Origin of the sequence: Mucilaginibacter sp. (assembly GCF_036568825.1) — a bacterium.
In the GTDB taxonomy this organism is placed as follows: Bacteria; Bacteroidota; Bacteroidia; order Sphingobacteriales; family Sphingobacteriaceae; genus Mucilaginibacter.
This window is the reverse complement of the sequence record NZ_DATCRU010000002.1, coordinates 15,376-31,760: the sequence shown is the minus strand read 5'-3', so window position 1 is coordinate 31,760 and position 16,385 is coordinate 15,376. Positions and strand designations below refer to the sequence as shown.

General features: G+C 41.4%; 19 protein-coding genes. 9 read left to right on the top strand and 10 right to left on the bottom strand.

What is annotated here, in order from left to right; genetic code table 11:
* Nucleotides 1-38 precede the first annotated feature (38 nt).
* The gene (locus VIM89_RS00405; RefSeq protein WP_488154134.1) at nucleotides 39-689 is read right to left on the bottom strand and encodes a metal-dependent transcriptional regulator; all 651 of its coding nucleotides are present in this window, start codon (nucleotides 687-689) and stop codon (nucleotides 39-41) included.
* Between the two features lie 125 nt (nucleotides 690-814).
* On the opposite strand from VIM89_RS00405, the gene VIM89_RS00400 reads away from it, so the two are divergent.
* Nucleotides 815-1,285, top strand: a complete 471-nt coding sequence (locus tag VIM89_RS00400; RefSeq protein ID WP_488154133.1) for an Lrp/AsnC family transcriptional regulator — start codon at nucleotides 815-817, stop codon at nucleotides 1,283-1,285.
* Nucleotides 1,286-1,379: 94 nt separating this feature from the next.
* Here VIM89_RS00400 and ung read toward each other — a convergent pair whose 3' ends face one another.
* Nucleotides 1,380-2,057, bottom strand: a complete 678-nt coding sequence (gene ung / locus VIM89_RS00395) for a uracil-DNA glycosylase (protein ID WP_488154132.1) — start codon at nucleotides 2,055-2,057, stop codon at nucleotides 1,380-1,382.
* A gap of 75 nt (nucleotides 2,058-2,132) precedes the next feature.
* On the opposite strand from ung, the gene VIM89_RS00390 reads away from it, so the two are divergent.
* Nucleotides 2,133-2,681: a tetratricopeptide repeat protein gene (locus tag VIM89_RS00390; RefSeq protein WP_488154131.1), complete on the top strand. Its 549-nt coding sequence runs from the start codon at nucleotides 2,133-2,135 to the stop codon at nucleotides 2,679-2,681.
* Between the two features lie 36 nt (nucleotides 2,682-2,717).
* On the opposite strand, the gene VIM89_RS00385 is transcribed toward VIM89_RS00390, so the two are convergent.
* Both VIM89_RS00385 and lysS read right to left on the bottom strand, forming a co-directional pair.
* Nucleotides 2,718-2,930, bottom strand: a complete 213-nt coding sequence (locus VIM89_RS00385; protein WP_488154130.1) for a hypothetical protein — start codon at nucleotides 2,928-2,930, stop codon at nucleotides 2,718-2,720.
* Between the two features lie 195 nt (nucleotides 2,931-3,125).
* Nucleotides 3,126-4,847, bottom strand: a complete 1,722-nt coding sequence (lysS, locus tag VIM89_RS00380; RefSeq protein WP_488154129.1) for a lysine--tRNA ligase — start codon at nucleotides 4,845-4,847, stop codon at nucleotides 3,126-3,128.
* 116 nt (nucleotides 4,848-4,963) lie between these two features.
* On the opposite strand from lysS, the gene VIM89_RS00375 reads away from it, so the two are divergent.
* Nucleotides 4,964-5,464, top strand: coding sequence for an SDR family NAD(P)-dependent oxidoreductase (locus VIM89_RS00375; RefSeq protein ID WP_488154128.1), 501 nt, complete (start codon nucleotides 4,964-4,966; stop codon nucleotides 5,462-5,464).
* A complete protein-coding gene (locus VIM89_RS00370; RefSeq protein ID WP_488154127.1) occupies nucleotides 5,461-5,691 on the top strand; it encodes a hypothetical protein in 231 nt (76 codons plus the stop codon). Before VIM89_RS00375 ends, VIM89_RS00370 begins: the two co-directional genes overlap by 4 nt.
* A 2-nt stretch (nucleotides 5,692-5,693) precedes the next feature.
* Here VIM89_RS00370 and VIM89_RS00365 read toward each other — a convergent pair whose 3' ends face one another.
* The 5 genes from VIM89_RS00365 to VIM89_RS00345 all read right to left on the bottom strand — a co-directional run bounded on the left by VIM89_RS00365 (nucleotide 5,694) and on the right by VIM89_RS00345 (nucleotide 10,889).
* Nucleotides 5,694-6,638 carry a TolB family protein gene (locus VIM89_RS00365; RefSeq protein WP_488154126.1) on the bottom strand — a complete coding sequence of 315 codons (945 nt, stop codon included), beginning with the start codon at nucleotides 6,636-6,638 and terminating at the stop codon, nucleotides 5,694-5,696.
* Between the two features lie 32 nt (nucleotides 6,639-6,670).
* On the bottom strand, nucleotides 6,671-8,584 hold the full coding sequence (locus tag VIM89_RS00360; RefSeq protein ID WP_488154125.1) for an AMP-dependent synthetase/ligase: 1,914 nt from the start codon (nucleotides 8,582-8,584) through the stop codon (nucleotides 6,671-6,673).
* 166 nt (nucleotides 8,585-8,750) lie between these two features.
* Complete coding sequence (locus VIM89_RS00355; protein WP_488154124.1) at nucleotides 8,751-9,077, bottom strand: HesB/IscA family protein; 327 nt, start codon at nucleotides 9,075-9,077, stop codon at nucleotides 8,751-8,753.
* 83 nt (nucleotides 9,078-9,160) lie between these two features.
* Entirely contained in the window at nucleotides 9,161-9,574 is a 414-nt protein-coding gene (gene iscU, locus VIM89_RS00350; RefSeq protein ID WP_488154123.1) for a Fe-S cluster assembly scaffold IscU, read from the bottom strand.
* 103 nt (nucleotides 9,575-9,677) lie between these two features.
* Entirely contained in the window at nucleotides 9,678-10,889 is a 1,212-nt protein-coding gene (locus tag VIM89_RS00345) for an IscS subfamily cysteine desulfurase (protein WP_488154122.1), read from the bottom strand.
* 108 nt (nucleotides 10,890-10,997) lie between these two features.
* On the opposite strand from VIM89_RS00345, the gene mce reads away from it, so the two are divergent.
* Entirely contained in the window at nucleotides 10,998-11,405 is a 408-nt protein-coding gene (mce, locus tag VIM89_RS00340; protein ID WP_488154121.1) for a methylmalonyl-CoA epimerase, read from the top strand.
* A 97-nt stretch (nucleotides 11,406-11,502) separates the two neighbouring features.
* Here the strand turns inward: mce and VIM89_RS00335 are convergent, their stop codons facing one another.
* Nucleotides 11,503-12,444 carry an ion channel gene (locus VIM89_RS00335; RefSeq protein WP_488154120.1) on the bottom strand — a complete coding sequence of 314 codons (942 nt, stop codon included), beginning with the start codon at nucleotides 12,442-12,444 and terminating at the stop codon, nucleotides 11,503-11,505.
* A gap of 306 nt (nucleotides 12,445-12,750) precedes the next feature.
* Between VIM89_RS00335 and trpD the strand changes: the two genes are divergently transcribed.
* The 4 genes from trpD (at nucleotide 12,751) to trpA (ending at nucleotide 16,383) form a co-directional block, all read left to right on the top strand.
* Entirely contained in the window at nucleotides 12,751-13,743 is a 993-nt protein-coding gene (gene trpD / locus VIM89_RS00330) for an anthranilate phosphoribosyltransferase (protein ID WP_488154119.1), read from the top strand.
* Nucleotides 13,743-14,357, top strand: coding sequence for a phosphoribosylanthranilate isomerase (locus VIM89_RS00325; RefSeq protein ID WP_488154118.1), 615 nt, complete (start codon nucleotides 13,743-13,745; stop codon nucleotides 14,355-14,357). Before trpD ends, VIM89_RS00325 begins: the two co-directional genes overlap by 1 nt.
* A complete protein-coding gene (trpB, locus tag VIM89_RS00320) occupies nucleotides 14,354-15,535 on the top strand; it encodes a tryptophan synthase subunit beta (protein WP_488154117.1) in 1,182 nt (393 codons plus the stop codon). Before VIM89_RS00325 ends, trpB begins: the two co-directional genes overlap by 4 nt.
* A 77-nt stretch (nucleotides 15,536-15,612) precedes the next feature.
* Entirely contained in the window at nucleotides 15,613-16,383 is a 771-nt protein-coding gene (gene trpA, locus VIM89_RS00315) for a tryptophan synthase subunit alpha (RefSeq protein ID WP_488154116.1), read from the top strand.
* Nucleotides 16,384-16,385: the final 2 nt, after the last annotated feature.

The following is a 16,385-nucleotide window of genomic DNA, read 5'->3' as shown; positions in this document are numbered from 1 at the left end:
GCTGTGTACATTGCTTAATGAGTGGTTAGATTCGTTATTCATAAGGAGATGAGCAGATTATTTGCGACGTCGCGGCTGATGTGAACTTTTTTGTCTTCTGAATTAAGGATAACTGAGTGATCGTAATCATTGATCTCTGTCACTTTTATCTTTTTACCGATGGTCAATTGCATCTTTTCAAGGTATTGTAAAAATGAAGAGGAATGATCTCGAACACCTGAGATAATTCCCGAATCATGTAAAACCAATGATGACACGGGTTTTAATACATGTGCCTTAAACAAACCATTGCAATCGGGGATAGGGTCGCCGTGCGGATCATATTTAGGATTGCCCATAAAATCATCAAGACGGTCGATCAGTTCTTTTGAAGAGATGTGTTCCAGTTCCTCGGCCACATCGTGTACCTCGTCCCATTTAAAATTGAGCTTCTCAACCAAAAAATATTCCCAAAGCCGGTGCTTGCGGACTATACTTAAGGCAATTTTTTCACCTTCAGCAGTAAGTGTTACGCCCTGGTATTTAGCATAATTGATCAGCTCTTTATCGGCTAGTTTTTTCAGCATGTCCGTTACCGATGCCGCTTTGGTATTTAATGAGGCAGCGATTTGGTTAGTGCTTACACTTTCCGATTGTAAGGATAGATGATATATGGCTTTTAAGTAGTTCTCTTCTGTAAAAGTATTCATTTAAACAAATCTAATAATAATTTTAGACCAATCTAAAAATTTTATTAAAAAATTTATTTCTGTTTAAGTACTTTTGTGAGAAATTTTATTCTGCTGATGCAGGAAAAACTATATTTGCATTTACCATGGCAGCTGAATTAGATAAAATAGACCTCCAGATTCTCAGGATTTTACAGGAAAACGGCAGAATTACCAACTTACAGCTATCAAATGAGATTGGCCTTTCACCGGCACCGACACTTGAACGTGTGCGTAAACTGGAAAATGCAGAGTATATAAAAAGCTATCATGCCCTGGTTGATGAAGAAAAACTCGGCCTGGGAATCAAAACTTTTATCCAGGTATCGCTGGACTTTCATAAAAATAATACTATACAGGTGTTCCTTGACGAGATAAAAAACATCAAAGAGGTTACCGAATGTCATCACGTAACCGGTCAGTGCGATTTCTTATTGAAGGTTTACGTTCGTGATATTAAATCGTACGAGCAATTGATCATGGAAAAGATCAGCCGCATCCCGGTTGTAAAAACCTTCCAGACCATGATGATCATGTCGACCAGTAAGAAAGAACCTATCGTGCCACTGGAATACTGATTTTGATGTGCGGATTTCAGATGTGCGAATGTGCAGGTGAAATCCCGTGACAATCAAAAAATCTGCACATCTGCATATTCGCACATCTGCACATCTAATGTATCTGCCAATCAATCGGCTTTTTTCCTTCTTTTATTAATATCTCATTTGTTTTTGAAAATGGCTTGGAGCCAAAGAAACCTCTATCAGCCGAAAAAGGCGATGGATGAGGTGATTTGATAATAAAATGTTTGGATTTATCTATCAGTTCAGCTTTTGCTTGTGCATAGGCTCCCCATAGAATAAATACGATGCCTTCTTTTTTGTCAGAGATTGTTTTAATTACCTGGTCGGTAAACTCTTCCCACCCTTTTTTTTGATGCGAGCCCGGAGTGCCTGCACGAACGGTTAAAGTGGCATTTAAAAGCATTACACCTTGTTCGGCCCATTCAGTTAATTCCCCATGATTTGGTATAACGAAGCCGGGAATATCTGTAGACAATTCTTTATAGATATTCTTAAGTGAAGGTGGAGGAATAATTCCTTTCTGCACTGAAAAGGATAACCCATGTGCCTGGTTTGGGCCGTGATAAGGGTCCTGACCAAGTATCAATACCTTTAATTTATCAAAAGGTGTTTTCCAGAATGCATTAAATATATCGGCGTTTTTTGGATAAGTACGATGACCGGCATCCTGTTCTTCTTTCAGGAATTGCCTTAGCTTTTTCATGTAATCTTTATCAAATTCCTCATGTAAAACTTCCAGCCAGGATGGTTCGAAATTTAATGCCATAAATATGTGTGCGAATATTGGTTAAGACTACAAATAAACGGATATTTGCATTCTATTTTTATAGCATAAAAAATTATGTCGAATCTGGTAAGGTTAATTATTGCCTGCGTGGTAGCAGGAGCGGGGGTAACACTTTGTGGCTTTGGATTTTGGGGCTGGGGTATACTGGTATTTCTTTTAGGCGGGCTTACACTGCTTACTTTCTTTTTTAATGAAAATATGCTGATCGCGCAGTTTTATCTGCGTAAAGATAATACTGTGAAAGCCGAAGAATGGCTTAACAAGATCACCAATTACGAAAAGCAATTGAACAAAAATCAGCATGGTTATTATAATCTGTTGATCGGTTTGATGGAGTCGCGTAAAGCGCCGATGAAATCAGAGAAATATTTTAAGAAAGCACTTTCACTGGGTATGAAAATGTCGCACAATATAGCTCTGGCTAAATTAAGCCTTGCAGGCATCGCAATGGCTAAACGTAACAAGCGCGAAGCGCAGATGTATTTGCAGGAAGCGACTAAGGATGATAAAAACAAATTGCTTGCCGACCAAATAAAGATGATGAAGGGTCAGCTTACTCAAATGGATAAACAGGTGGTTCGTGGAGGTTACCGCCAATTCTAAAACAAAACAGGCTTTAAAAGAGAAAACTTTTAAAGCCTATTTTTCGTCAATAAAGCTATAGTAATCCGGCTCAGACGAGTTATTCTGTCTCGGCGATACATACCGCTCAGGTATAATCGGGTTTTCAGAAGAAGGATTTGCTACCTCAACAATTTTCAGTAGGCTTCTTATAAACGACAGATCGAAATTGCTGCGGTTAAGCTTTATAAGATATTCGTTTTCAGTAATTTCTAATATCGAGTTAGTCATGATTTTTGCATAATTTGTGTAATTATAAAATTATACAGAGAAACCGATATAAAAGTTCTATTTGTTTTATGATTTTATTAACAAATTGTTACCAGAAAGCAGTTTGCGGTGCACAGTTATTAGTTTGCAGTTGCCAGTGTGCAGTCGGCAGTTGAAAGTTTTAAATGCAAACTGCACACTGGCAACTGCAAACTGTTATTCGAACCAAGCCATTACCACCTCTTTCGCAAGCATGGTAATATCAAGCTTTAGTTTTTTACGCATTCCACCGAGGTCATTAAAAACCTTATTAGGATTGGCAGCTTTTAACTCTTCAATAGTATTGAAGCCCATTTTATTAAGCACCTGCACCCATTCGGCGGGAACGCCGATCTTCACAAAATCTTCAATGGTAGCTATTTTGGCTTTTTTCTCCGGGCGCATTTGTGGGAAGAACAATACTTCCTGGATAGTGTGCTGGTTTGTCATTAGCATTACAAAGCGGTCGATACCAATACCTAAACCGGATGTTGGCGGCATACCATATTCAAGGGCACGTAAAAAATCGTCATCCATTGCCATTGCTTCTTCATCACCACGACCAGCCAGTTCCAACTGGTCTTCAAAACGCTGGCGCTGATCGATAGGATCATTTAATTCAGAATAAGCATTGGCAATTTCCTTACCGTTTACGAACAACTCAAAGCGTTCCACCAAACCATCTTTACTACGATGTTTCTTAGCAAGTGGAGTCATCTCGATTGGATAATCGGTGATATAAGTCGGTTGAATTAAGTTAGCCTCAACTTTTGCGCTGAATATCTCGTCGATCAGTTTACCTTTGCCCATGGTGCCATCTATTTCGATGCCCAGGTCAGCACAAGTTTTGCGAAGAGCGGCTTCGTCCATTGCAGATACATCTATGCCGGTATATTTCTGGATAGATTCGTACATGGTTAGGCGGGTATAAGGCCCTGCAAAATTGATTTCGTTTTCACCTACCTGAACCACAGGAATGCCATTTACCGCACGGGTTACATACTCCAGGCAGTTTTCCACCATCTCCATCATCCAGATATAGTCCTTGTAAGCTATGTAGATCTCAACTGAAGTAAACTCAGGGTTGTGGGTGCGGTCCATGCCCTCGTTACGGAACATCTTACCGAACTCGTATACACCGTCAAATCCGGCAACAATCAATCTTTTCAGGTATAGCTCATTCGCAATACGCAGAAAAAGCTGCATATCCAATGTATTATGATGCGTTCTGAATGGCCTTGCAGCGGCACCGCCATGTACAGCCTGCAGGATCGGGGTTTCTACTTCCATCCAACCCTGTGAATTAAAGTAATCGCGCATAGAGCTGATCACTTTCGAGCGTTTCATGAAAATCTGCTTAAACTCGGGGTTTACAGTGAGATCAACATAGCGCTGACGGTAACGCAGCTCCGGATCGGTAAAGGCATCATGAATATTACCTTCTTCATCGCGTTTAACAATCGGCAGTGGTTTTAATGATTTGGACAGCAGGGTAAACTCCTGCACATGAACGGAAACCTCACCAGTTTGTGTGGTGAACACATAGCCTTTCACGCCAATATAGTCGCCTAAATCCAGCAGCTTCTTAAATACAGTATTATAGAGTGTTTTATCTTCGCCGGGACAGATATCATCACGTTTTAGATAGATTTGAATACGCCCGGTTGAATCCTGCAGCTTGGCAAATGATGCGCTTCCCATCACGTTGAAACTCATGATCCTGCCTGCAATGGTTACCTGTTTGTAGGTTTCCGGAAATTTTTCAAAGTTTTCCAAAATGTCCTGCGCAGTTGCAGTGACTTTAAACTCTTCGGGCGGATATGGATTAATGCCCAGCGCACGAAGCTGATTCAGCTTCTCGCGGCGTAAAATTTCCTGTTCGGATAAAGCGATACTCATAGTTTTTATTAAGGCTGCAAAAATAGCGTTTTTTTAGATTTGAGACGTGAGATTTGAGATATGAGTTTGTATTTAGGCACAGAAAGTTATAAAATTGCAGTCATACCTATCTAACTATGAAAAAAGCATTAATAACCGGCGCCAATAAGAGTATTGGCTTTGAAACAGCGAAACAACTTCTTGATTTAGGATACTATGTGTACCTCGGAAGCCGTGATTTGCAAAAAGGGCAGGAGGCAGTAGCCAGACTGAACTCGGATAATGTAGAAGCTATTCAAATTGATGTTAGCAATACAGCATCAATTAAGTCAGCAAGAAAAACTTTAGGTGAAAAGACTGATATTCTGGATGTACTCATCAATAATGCAGGCATACGTGGCGTCTTCCCGCAACCACCTTCGTCGGTAAATGTGAATGAAATAAGAAAGGTGTTCGATACGAATTTCTTTGGATTAATAGAAGTAACGCAAACTTTTCTGGATCTGCTCAAAAAATCAGAGGCTCCGCGAATTGTAAATGTCACTTCCGGACTGGCATCGCTTACATTACATAGTGATCCGTCCTGGAAATATTACCAGGTTAAAGGTGGAGCATATGGGCCATCAAATCAGCATTGAATGCTTATACCATTGCCCTGGCTTATGAGTTAAGAGATACTCCATTCAAAGTAAATGCGGTTGACCCCGGTTTTACAGCAACTGATTTTAATGAGCATCGCGGTACAGGAACTGTTCCTGATGCGGCTGCAAGAATAGTGAAATATGCAGTAGTTGATGAAAATGGCCCATCAGGGCAATATTTTAGTGACGATAATAATCCTGAAACAGGTGTTAGTCCCTGGTAGACTTAATGTACACTGGGATATTCATAAAAGCCGTCAAGTACTTTAGTAAACCCATAACCGTAGGTATTGACTTTGAATATACCTAACAGGTTGGCTGATAAATTGGTGTTGGATAAATAAATCAGGCTGCCATCTGCCGACCATGACGCACCCAAAAGCATGTTAGGATTATTTGCATCGTAAGCGATCAGTTTTTTTACGTTACTGGCATCGGTGTTGCAGGTATACAGGCCGTCGCTTTGGTCAAAAAGCAAGTTTTTGCCATCGGGCGATATACCTAATAAGTCAGAGTAAAAGACATATTTTAAATTGTTGCCGCCTTTGTCGATGGAATAAATGCCGCTTTCGCTACGGCTCCCGGCAGCATTAAAGTATATATTCCCATCAGTAGACCAATGAATGTTGGCGACAGAGCCATTATCATCAGCAAAATAAGTAAGACGGCGCTCATTGGCACCAGTTACAGTTGCCGTGTACAGATCATAATGATACGGATGCGTATGCACCAGGCTTTTTGCGTAGGCCACCATGCTGCCATCGGGTGAAAAGCAGGCATAGTCGGCTTCATCACCTTTTATAATGCGTTTGAAGTTTTGGCCTGTAATATCAATTATACAGATACCCCTTGAAGTATCGGCATAATCTCCCCGGGTGTAAACTACCTGCGTGCCATCAGGCGACCAGGAGGCCCGGTAACTATAATAGGTTGGTTCAACAGGAGTGATGCGCGTTATCTGCGAACCATCCAGGTTGGCATAATAAATAGAAGTATACAGGCTTGGAAATGTTGATTGTCCCAGGTTAAAAGCCTGATCGGCATCGAAAAGGATGTATTTACCTGGCGGCAGGTATGGTTTGGTGGCAATTTGCCCGGATGTATCCTTTTTGCAGGAGTACATCAATGCCGGTGCTGCGATCAGCAAGGCAAACATCAATCTCTTGTTCATAGCACCAATGTTTAAGAAACATTATTTATATGCTAATCCACCTCTGCCTCCTGTAAATACATTTCATCAATGGCAGTGGCGTATTTCTTCTCTATTACCTTGCGTTTGGCTTTCAGGGTAGGGGTAATTTCACCTTCGTCCATACTGAACGGATTACGTTTTACCTTGAAGTTTTTGATCCTCTCAAATTTAGCTAACTCGTTTGATAAACGTTTGATATCCTGGGCTATCCAGTCAGTAATTTCTTTATCTTCTATAAATAATTCAGGATTATTGAAGAACTCTTCTGTAAGGTTGAAGGTCTCCTGCATAATCTCTTTTGCAGGAACTATGATTGCGGTAATGTATTCCCGTTTATCACCAATCAGGAATACCTGTTCAATCCGCGAGCTTTTCAAATAAGTATTCTCTACCGGTGTAGGATAAATATTTTTGCCATATGCATTTACCAGCATATTTTTCAATCTATCGGTAATTTGCAGGTTGCCTTTATAAAAACGTCCTATATCACCTGTGTGAAGCCATCCATCCGGATCGATCACACTTGCTGTTTCTTCAGGCTTGTTCCAATAACCCTTCATTACACAGTGTCCGCGAACAATGATCTCACCTTCTTCCGATTGAAAATCAGGATTAAAATTATTATGTGTTTGAATGGTATAAATTTCTTTTGTATCGACATTTTGTATGCCCACCTCAATGCGCGGAATGATGCGACCAACGGTACCATAGATTACCCGTTCATTCTCGGTAACTGCCATTACAGGTGAAGTTTCTGTTAAGCCAAAACCTTCTAACACTTTGATTCCCAAGTCACCAAAGAACTCGCCAATGTTTTTTGGAAGTGCCCCGCCGCCTGAAATAAGGAACTTTAAGCGCCCGCCGGTTCTTTCTTTTATTTTGCTGAATACCAGTTTCTCTGCAACCTTATGCTGATTGCGAAGCAACAATCCCGGCTTTTTGGCTTTTTCGTGAACTCCTCTGTGTTTTTTGCCAATACCTAATGCCCAGACGAATATCTTGGTTTTTGCGCCACCTGCTGATAAGCCATTTTTCATAGCCCGGTCATGAATACGCTCTAATAGTTTCGGTACGCAGCACATGACAGTGGGTTTTACTTCAGCCATATTTTTGGCAAGCAGATCCAGGCTTTGGGCAAATGCTATCGTACAACCATCGTGCAAGCAGATGTGGTAAGTTGCTGTTCGCTCAAAAATATGCGACAAGGGTAAGAAAGACAAGAATACATCTGTTTTTTCCAATACTATTATCTGCTCCAGGCATGCCCGAACGTTTTCTGTCAGGTTATGATGGGTAAGCATTACACCTTTTGGGATACCCGTTGTTCCCGAAGTGTAGATGAGGCAGGACAGATCGGAAGGCAAAATGGCTTCCCTGGCGCTATTTAGCGCTGGGCGGTAGTTCTCAACTATCTGTCTTCCTTCGTTGATCACTTCATTAAATCCTATAACACCGGCATTCAGGTTTACATTGCCCATATGCTTCTGATAGTCGTCAAAAGCAGGTATAATTCGTAATAGATTAGGGCAATTATTAGCTACCTTAATTACTTTCCTGAACAGAAAAGGGTTGCCTGCCAGGATAGTTTTTGCACCAGAATCATTTAAAATATATTCTATCTCACTTTCCGTAAGAGTAGGGTAAATAGAGGTATTTACAGCGCCTATTTGCTGCAAGGCCTGATCGTAATATACATAATCCGGTCCGTTTTCAATGATCAGCGCCAGGCGATCACCCTTCATTATGCCTATATCCAGAAACCATGCAGATATGGCATCTGCTTTTTCGATGGTTTCACGATAGGATATATTTACCCACTCATCCTTTACCTTATGGGTCATAAAGGTGTGTGTGTCAGGGTGGATATTGGCAACAATGTTGCGTATAAGACTTGGAACAGTCGATCGCTCAGCTACAGAATTCATTAAATAATAATTGGATTACACCGATAAATATAAAATGATTCCACTGATTATAAAAGTGATTCCATCGATTATAAAAAGAATGATTACACAGATATAAAAAAATTACACCGATGCCTTATTTAAACATCGGTGCAATCAAATGATAAATCGGTGTAATCCGAAAAATTTATACTGAGAAACTTTCGCCGCAACCGCAGGTACGGGTTGCATTAGGGTTGTGAAAGTTGAAACCTTTGCCATTCAGTCCATCTGTAAAATCAAGCTCGGTGCCGGCAAGATACAGGAACGACTTCATATCCAAAGCCAAACGAATGCCTTTGTCTTCAAAAAACTGATCGCCCTTTTTTATTTCGTTATCAAAATCAAGGTTGTAAGATAGGCCCGAGCATCCGCCACCCTGCACCGATACACGCAGAAAATATGAACCATCCAGATTCGCGTCCTGCATCAGGTGATCTATCTTACTTTTCGCCTTATCTGTTACTGTTACCATTTTATTATAGTCTTAAGTCCTGAGTCGCGAGTCTTAAGTCAATTTAAACCACTCACTACTCTCTACTCACCATTCACTAATATTTAGTGATGTGTTTTTTCGCTTTCAATTGGCGCTAAGCCGTTTTTTACGCGATAATCGTTGATTGCTGCTTTGATCGCATCTTCTGCTAATACTGAGCAGTGGATTTTTACCGGTGGTAAAGCCAGTTCTTCAACGATATCCATATTGTCGATCTTCATCGCGTCGTCGATAGATTTACCTTTAAGCCACTCCGTTGCCAACGACGAAGAGGCAATCGCCGAACCGCAGCCGAACGTTTTAAATTTAGCATCAGTGATGACGTTGTTATCATCAACCTGGATCTGCAGGCGCATAACGTCGCCGCACTCAGGTGCACCAACCAAACCAGTACCAACTTTGCTGCTGCTTTTATCTAAAGTACCAACGTTGCGCGGATTGGTATAGTGATCAATTACTTTTTCTGAATAAGCCATTTTTTTACTATTTGTTATACGTTATACGTACTAAGTTGTACGTTTTTTATTTTCAATCTCTAGTTACCGACGTAAAACGTAGAACGTATTACGTCAAACCTTTTTAGTGTTCTGCCCACTCAATTGAGTTCAGGTCGATACCTTCTTTGAACATTTCCCAAAGTGGTGAAAGTTCGCGCAGGTGAGTAACTGCCTTTTTGGTGATGTCTACAGCATAATCCACTTCTTCGTCGGTTGTGAAGCGTCCCAAACCGAAACGGATAGATGAATGTGCCAGATCGTCAGACAAACCTAAACTCTTCAATACATAGGATGGTTCAAGTGAAGCTGATGTACAGGCCGAACCTGAAGATACTGCCAGGTCTTTCATCGCCATCATTAATCCTTCACCTTCTACGTATTTGAATGATATATTGGCCACGTGTGGTAAACGGTGTTCAACATTGCCATTCACATAGCTTTCTTCTAATACAGTTAATGCAGACTGTAATTTGTCACGCAGAGCAGATAAACGTTTTGCTTCGCTTTCCATTTCCTGCATGCACAGTTCGCAAGCCTTACCGAAACCTACGATACCCGGAACGTTCAATGTGCCTGAACGCATGCCGCGTTCGTGGCCACCGCCGTCCATTTGAGCGGTAACTTTCACACGTGGTCCTTTACGGCGTACATACAATGCACCTACACCTTTAGGGCCATATATTTTATGTGCGCTGAAAGCCAGCAGGTCAATTCCGTCAGCATTTACGTCAACCGGAATTTTACCAACTGCCTGGGTTGCGTCTGTCATAAACAGCGCACCGTATTTATGTGCAATAGCAGCAATTTCTTTTACAGGCTGGATCACACCGATCTCATTGTTACCATACATGATAGAAACCAAAATAGTTTCTTTGGTCATGGCAGCTTCCAACTCGTTCAGATCAATCATCCCATCTTCCTTAACCGGTAAATAAGTAACCTTGCCGCCCAATTTCTCAATGTGTTTACAAGTATCCAGTACAGCTTTATGCTCGGTAACCGCAGTAATAATGTGGTTGCCTTTTTCCTGGTACATTTCAAACACACCTTTTATAGCCAGGTTATCGGCCTCGGTAGCGCCTGAGGTAAAGATGATCTCTTTTTCAGTTGCACCAATAATTTTGGCAACTTGTTCACGTGCGTAATCAACAGCTTCTTCTGCCACCCATCCAAACGCATGATTGCGGCTCGCGGCATTACCAAATTTCTGGGTAAAATAAGGCACCATCGCATCAAGTACCCGTGGGTCCATAGGCGTTGTGGCATTATTATCCAGGTATATAGGAAGGTTCATATTTATATCAATTATTAAACAATACAAAGATATGCAAAGTTTTTATTTAAAATCATTCAAAACAAGGTGGAATAATCAGATAAAGGTAATTATTTGCAATATTTGGATATGAGAAAGATCGAGCACATCGGCATAGCGGTAAAGGATATTGCGGGAGCGGGGATGATCTATGAAAAACTGCTGAACACAACTGTGTACAAAGTAGAAGCCATTGCTTCAGAGGGAGTTAGAACTGCATTTCTGAAATCGGGCCCCAATAAAATTGAATTGCTTGAGCCTTCATCTGTGGATAGCCCTATCCATAAATTCATTGAGAAAAGGGGCGAGGGAATACACCACATAGCCTTTGATGTAGAGGACATTGCAGCAGAAATGGAGCGCCTGAAAAAGGAAGGATTTATGCTTTTAAATGATCAGCCTAAAGAAGGAGCAGATAATAAATTAGTGTGTTTTCTTCACCCTAAAAGTGCAAATGGTGTGCTTATTGAACTTTGCCAGGTTAAGCCAGGGTTGTAATGGTTGTATTGGTTATACTGGTTGTATTAGTTTTTAGACTATATGATAACCACTTCAACCAGTACAACTAATTAAACCAATTTAACTCCAACATAACCTACAACTTCACAAAACTCCCAATCTTGTGCAGATTTAATACGATTGTGCCATCCTCATCCCTGTCAAATGCCGGTGTAAATTTGGCATCCCAGATGATATCCTCGCACTTATAAGATGTACGCGAGTGCACAGTCTGTGAAAAAGTATCATCAAATGCTTTCAATAATATTGCAATACTGGCCTGGGTGCCTTTCAGATCTTCTGGTGTCAGATCCTTCAGCGGACTATTATCATCCAGGGGATGAACCACAGTCCAACTCAGGGTAAGTATGCTCACATTTTTTCTTTCCAGCTCGAGCGGGAAAAAACGGCGAACCAGCTTTCCATTCACATTTTCATTATAGGAGAAGATAATCTCCATTTGCAGGTCGATCAAGGTGTTTCTGCGTAAATTGGCTAACCTGAACATTAAGCCTTTGCCATTTTCCTGGTAAGGGGAAACTAGCAAATTCTCACTATAAACAATTTTTGCAGTAGGTCTTGAAAAACGCCCGTATAACAAGCCGGTGGCTAAAGCGAAAGCAAGTAAACCCATCATCGATTCCAGCGCAGCAACGCTGTTAGCTGCCATACCTCGCGGACTGATGTGCCCATAACCAACCGTCGAAATGGTTTGCGCAGAAAAGAAAAAGGCGTCCCAAAAATGCTGGTAAGTATTTGTTCCTTCCGCGCCGTTAAGGTTTTCAACCCCTATGAACAGGTAAATACAGGCAAATAAGGTATTGATTGTTAAATAACAAGACAGCACGATAAGCCAGAATTTACGCCAACTCATGGTGATCAGCTTATGGTAATTGTTGGCTGTATTATAAAATGGTAATCCACGACGCTTTACGTTGATGGAACCGTCCTGCCGTATCAACGGCTGATTCTTGAGCACCGGTTGGGTGCCGAATCCTAAGTCGTCTTCCGGGTTAAATTTGCGTTTGTGGATGGGCATTTTGTTTGGTTGTAATAGTTGGAAGGGTTGTATTGGTTGTAAAGGTTATAAAAATTGAAGAAGAAATAAACTACTTCAACCATTACAACATCTATAACCACTACAACTTCTCCAACCAAAAATATAATTATGCTTGCTTTTAGTAAAAACTATTTCCATATTTGTCGCACAAGATCATGAACAAAGTATTAAACAACAATTGGTGGTGGCTTAACGAGTAATCGTAAGGCAGTCCCATGTTTGTTTAAAAATGATATATACAAGAAGGGTTGCCACAAGGCAGCCCTTTTTTATTAGCTATAAGCCATGAAAGCAATATTAAACCATTTATTTGAGCATAAAACATTTACCCGCGAGCAGTCGAAGGAAATCCTGACCAACATTGCGCAGGGAAAATACAATAATTCGCAAATGGCGGCATTTATGACCGCCTATTGCATGCGTACTATTACTGTTGATGAGTTAGAAGGATTCCGCGATGCCATGCTTGATCTATGTTTACCTGCCAATTTGGAGACAAACGAGCTGATCGATCTTTGCGGCACCGGCGGTGATGGGAAGGATACCTTTAATATTTCTACGCTTGCCTCATTTGTTGTAGCAGGCGCGGGCTATAAAGTAGCTAAGCATGGCAACTATGGTGTTTCATCAGGTTGTGGTTCATCTAATGTAATGGAGTTTTTAGGTTACCAGTTTACCAATGAAAGCGATAAACTGAACAAAGGGCTCGATAAAGCCAATATCAGCTTTTTGCATGCGCCATTATTCCATCCTGCTATGAAAACGGTAGCTCCTATACGCCGTGAATTGGGTGTAAAAACCTTCTTCAATATGCTTGGGCCGATGGTAAATCCTGCCAAACCCAAGAACCAAATGGTAGGTGTTTTTAACCTGGAGCTGGCGCGTATATACGCTTATCTATATCAAAAATCAGATGTAAAATATACTATCCTGAATGCTTTGGATGGCTATGACGAGATATCATTGACTGGGGACTTCAAAACTTTCTCTGCCGAAGGCGAAAAGATCAATAGTATAGAAAACCTGGGTTTTGAAAAACTTGATCCCGCAGCAATAGGTGGGGGAAGCACGGTAAAAGAATCAGCAGATATATTCATGGGTGTATTGAACGGCGACGGTACCACCGCACAAAATAACGTAGTGGTTTGCAATGCGGCTTTGGCTATTAAAACTATCCACCCTGAGAAAACATTTGGCGATTGCTTTTATGAGGCCGACGAAGCTTTGCTGAGCAAAAGAGCATTAACCAGTTTTAAAAATTTAATAAGCAGCAACTAATGCATATAAAGATTTGTGGACTGAAATACCGCGACAATATTGAAGCCGTTACAGCATTAAAACCTGATTATGTAGGGTTTATCTGTTATGCGCCTTCACCTCGCTTTGCTGCGGAGCTGAGTGATGAGATATTAGCTGTTGTGCCAGAATCCATTGAAAAAACTGCTGTTTTTGTGAATGAAACGGCAGAAACTATACATCAACTAATCGACAAATATCACTTTGATGCGATACAATTGCATGGCAATGAAGACCCGGAGTTTTGTGCGGAATTCAAGGATAAGGTAACAGTACTGAAAGCTTTCGGAATTGATCAGGATTTTGATTTTGAACGGTTGAACCAATACGTTGATAGCGTTGACTTTTTCCTGTTCGACACAAAAACGGATAAGCATGGCGGCTCTGGAAAAAGCTTTGACTGGTCATTGCTGGATAAATATAAACTGGATGTCCCTTTCTTTTTAAGCGGAGGATTGAGTCTGGATAATTTAGAAGAAGTGAAATTGATCAAACATCCTCAATTTTATGGAGTTGACCTGAACAGCCGCTTTGAAATTGAGCCGGGACTGAAAGATATTGAAAAATTAAAAAACGCATTCGAACTATTACGATGAAATACGGAGTTAACGAACACGGGTATTACGGTGATTTTGGCGGGGCCTATATCCCCGAAATGCTGTATCCAAACGTCGAAGAACTGAGACAGCAGTATATCCAGATACTCAATGATCCCGGTTTTAAAGCTGAATTTGAACAGCTTTTGAGGGATTATGTGGGCCGCCCTTCGCCACTGTATCCGGCAAAAAGGTATTCTGAGAAGTATGGCGCTAATATATTTTTCAAGCGGGAAGACCTGAACCATACCGGTTCGCACAAGATCAATAATGCGATTGGGCAAATACTACTGGCACGCCGTCTTGGCAAAAAGCGGATCATCGCCGAAACGGGCGCTGGTCAGCATGGTGTAGCTACTGCAACGGTTTGTGCGCTAATGGGTATTGAATGTGTTGTATACATGGGTGAGGTAGATATGGAGCGGCAGGCGCCTAACGTTTCGCGTATGAAGATGTTGGGTGCAAAGGTGGTTCCGGCTACATCAGGCAGTAAAACACTAAAGGATGCTACTAACGAAGCCATGCGCGACTGGATCAACAATCCGGTTGATACGCATTATATCATAGGCTCGGTTGTAGGGCCATATCCTTATCCTGAAATGGTAGCGCAGTTCCAGTCGATCATTTCATTGGAGACAAAAAAGCAATTGCTGGAGCATACCGGAAACGAATTACCTCAATATGTAATGGCCTGTGTAGGCGGCGGTAGCAATGCGATGGGAATGTTTTACCATTTTCTGGATGATGAATCTGTAAAGCTGATTGCAGTAGAAGCAGCCGGGCAGGGTGTAGAAAGCGGGCATTCTGCAGCTACAACTTTTTTGGGGCGCGAAGGTGTTTTGCATGGCAGCCGTACCATTTTAATGCAAACAGATGATGGACAGGTAGTAGAACCTTATTCTATCTCGGCCGGTTTGGATTACCCTGGTATTGGTCCGCAGCATGCGCATTTGTATAAAATTCAACGTGCGCAGTATGTAAACATTACCGATGATGAGGCCCTGCAAGCTGGTCTACTATGCTCACAACTGGAAGGCATAATCCCTGCAATTGAAACAGCACATGCCCTTGCCTACCTTGAGAAGATGACCTTTAAAAAGGATGATAATGTGGTGATCTGCATTTCTGGCAGGGGGGATAAGGATTTAAACACGTATATAAAATATTTCGGATATTAAATGTCCATAGACCATGGTCGATAGTCCATGGTCTTTTTGTTTTACTATGGTCTATTGACCATTGACTATTGACCAAAATGAACCGATTAAACAAACTCTTCGAATCAAAAAAAGATAACCTGTTATCTATATACTTTACTGCCGGATACCCTGAACTGAATACTACGCTTGATATTGCTGAGGCATTGGAAAAAGCCGGCGTAGATTTCCTGGAGATAGGTTTCCCGTATTCTGATCCTGTTGCCGATGGACCTACTGTTCAACACAGTTCGGAAAAGGCGCTGCAAAATGGCATGAATCTGAACCAGTTGTTCGAAGAACTGAAAGATTTGCGCAAACGTGTGAATATTCCAATTTTATTAATGGGCTATGTGAACCCAATTGTTCAATATGGAATCGAACGGTTCTGCAAAAAAGCGGCCGAAGTAGGGGTGGATGGCATAATTGCTCCCGACCTGCCGATGTATGAGTATGAAACATTGTACGCCAAACATTTTATTGATAATGGACTGAGCAATATCTTCCTGGTTACACCTCAGACCTCAGAAGAGCGCATCCGCAAGATCGATGGCTTGTCCAATAGTTTTATTTACTTGTTATCTTCCTCATCTATTACGGGGAAGAACCTGCAATTGTCCAGCGCTATAGAGGATTACTACAAGCGCGTTAAAGCCATGCAACTGAAGAATCCGGCGATTATCGGGTTTGGCATTACCAATAACGAAACTTTTACCAAAGCTTGTGAGTATGCCCGAGGTGCTATTGTCGGCAGTGCATTTGTGAGGTTTTTGGCTACAGAGAATTATTTGGAGAAGATACCGGAGTTTGTGAAGGCGATAAGACCATAGTT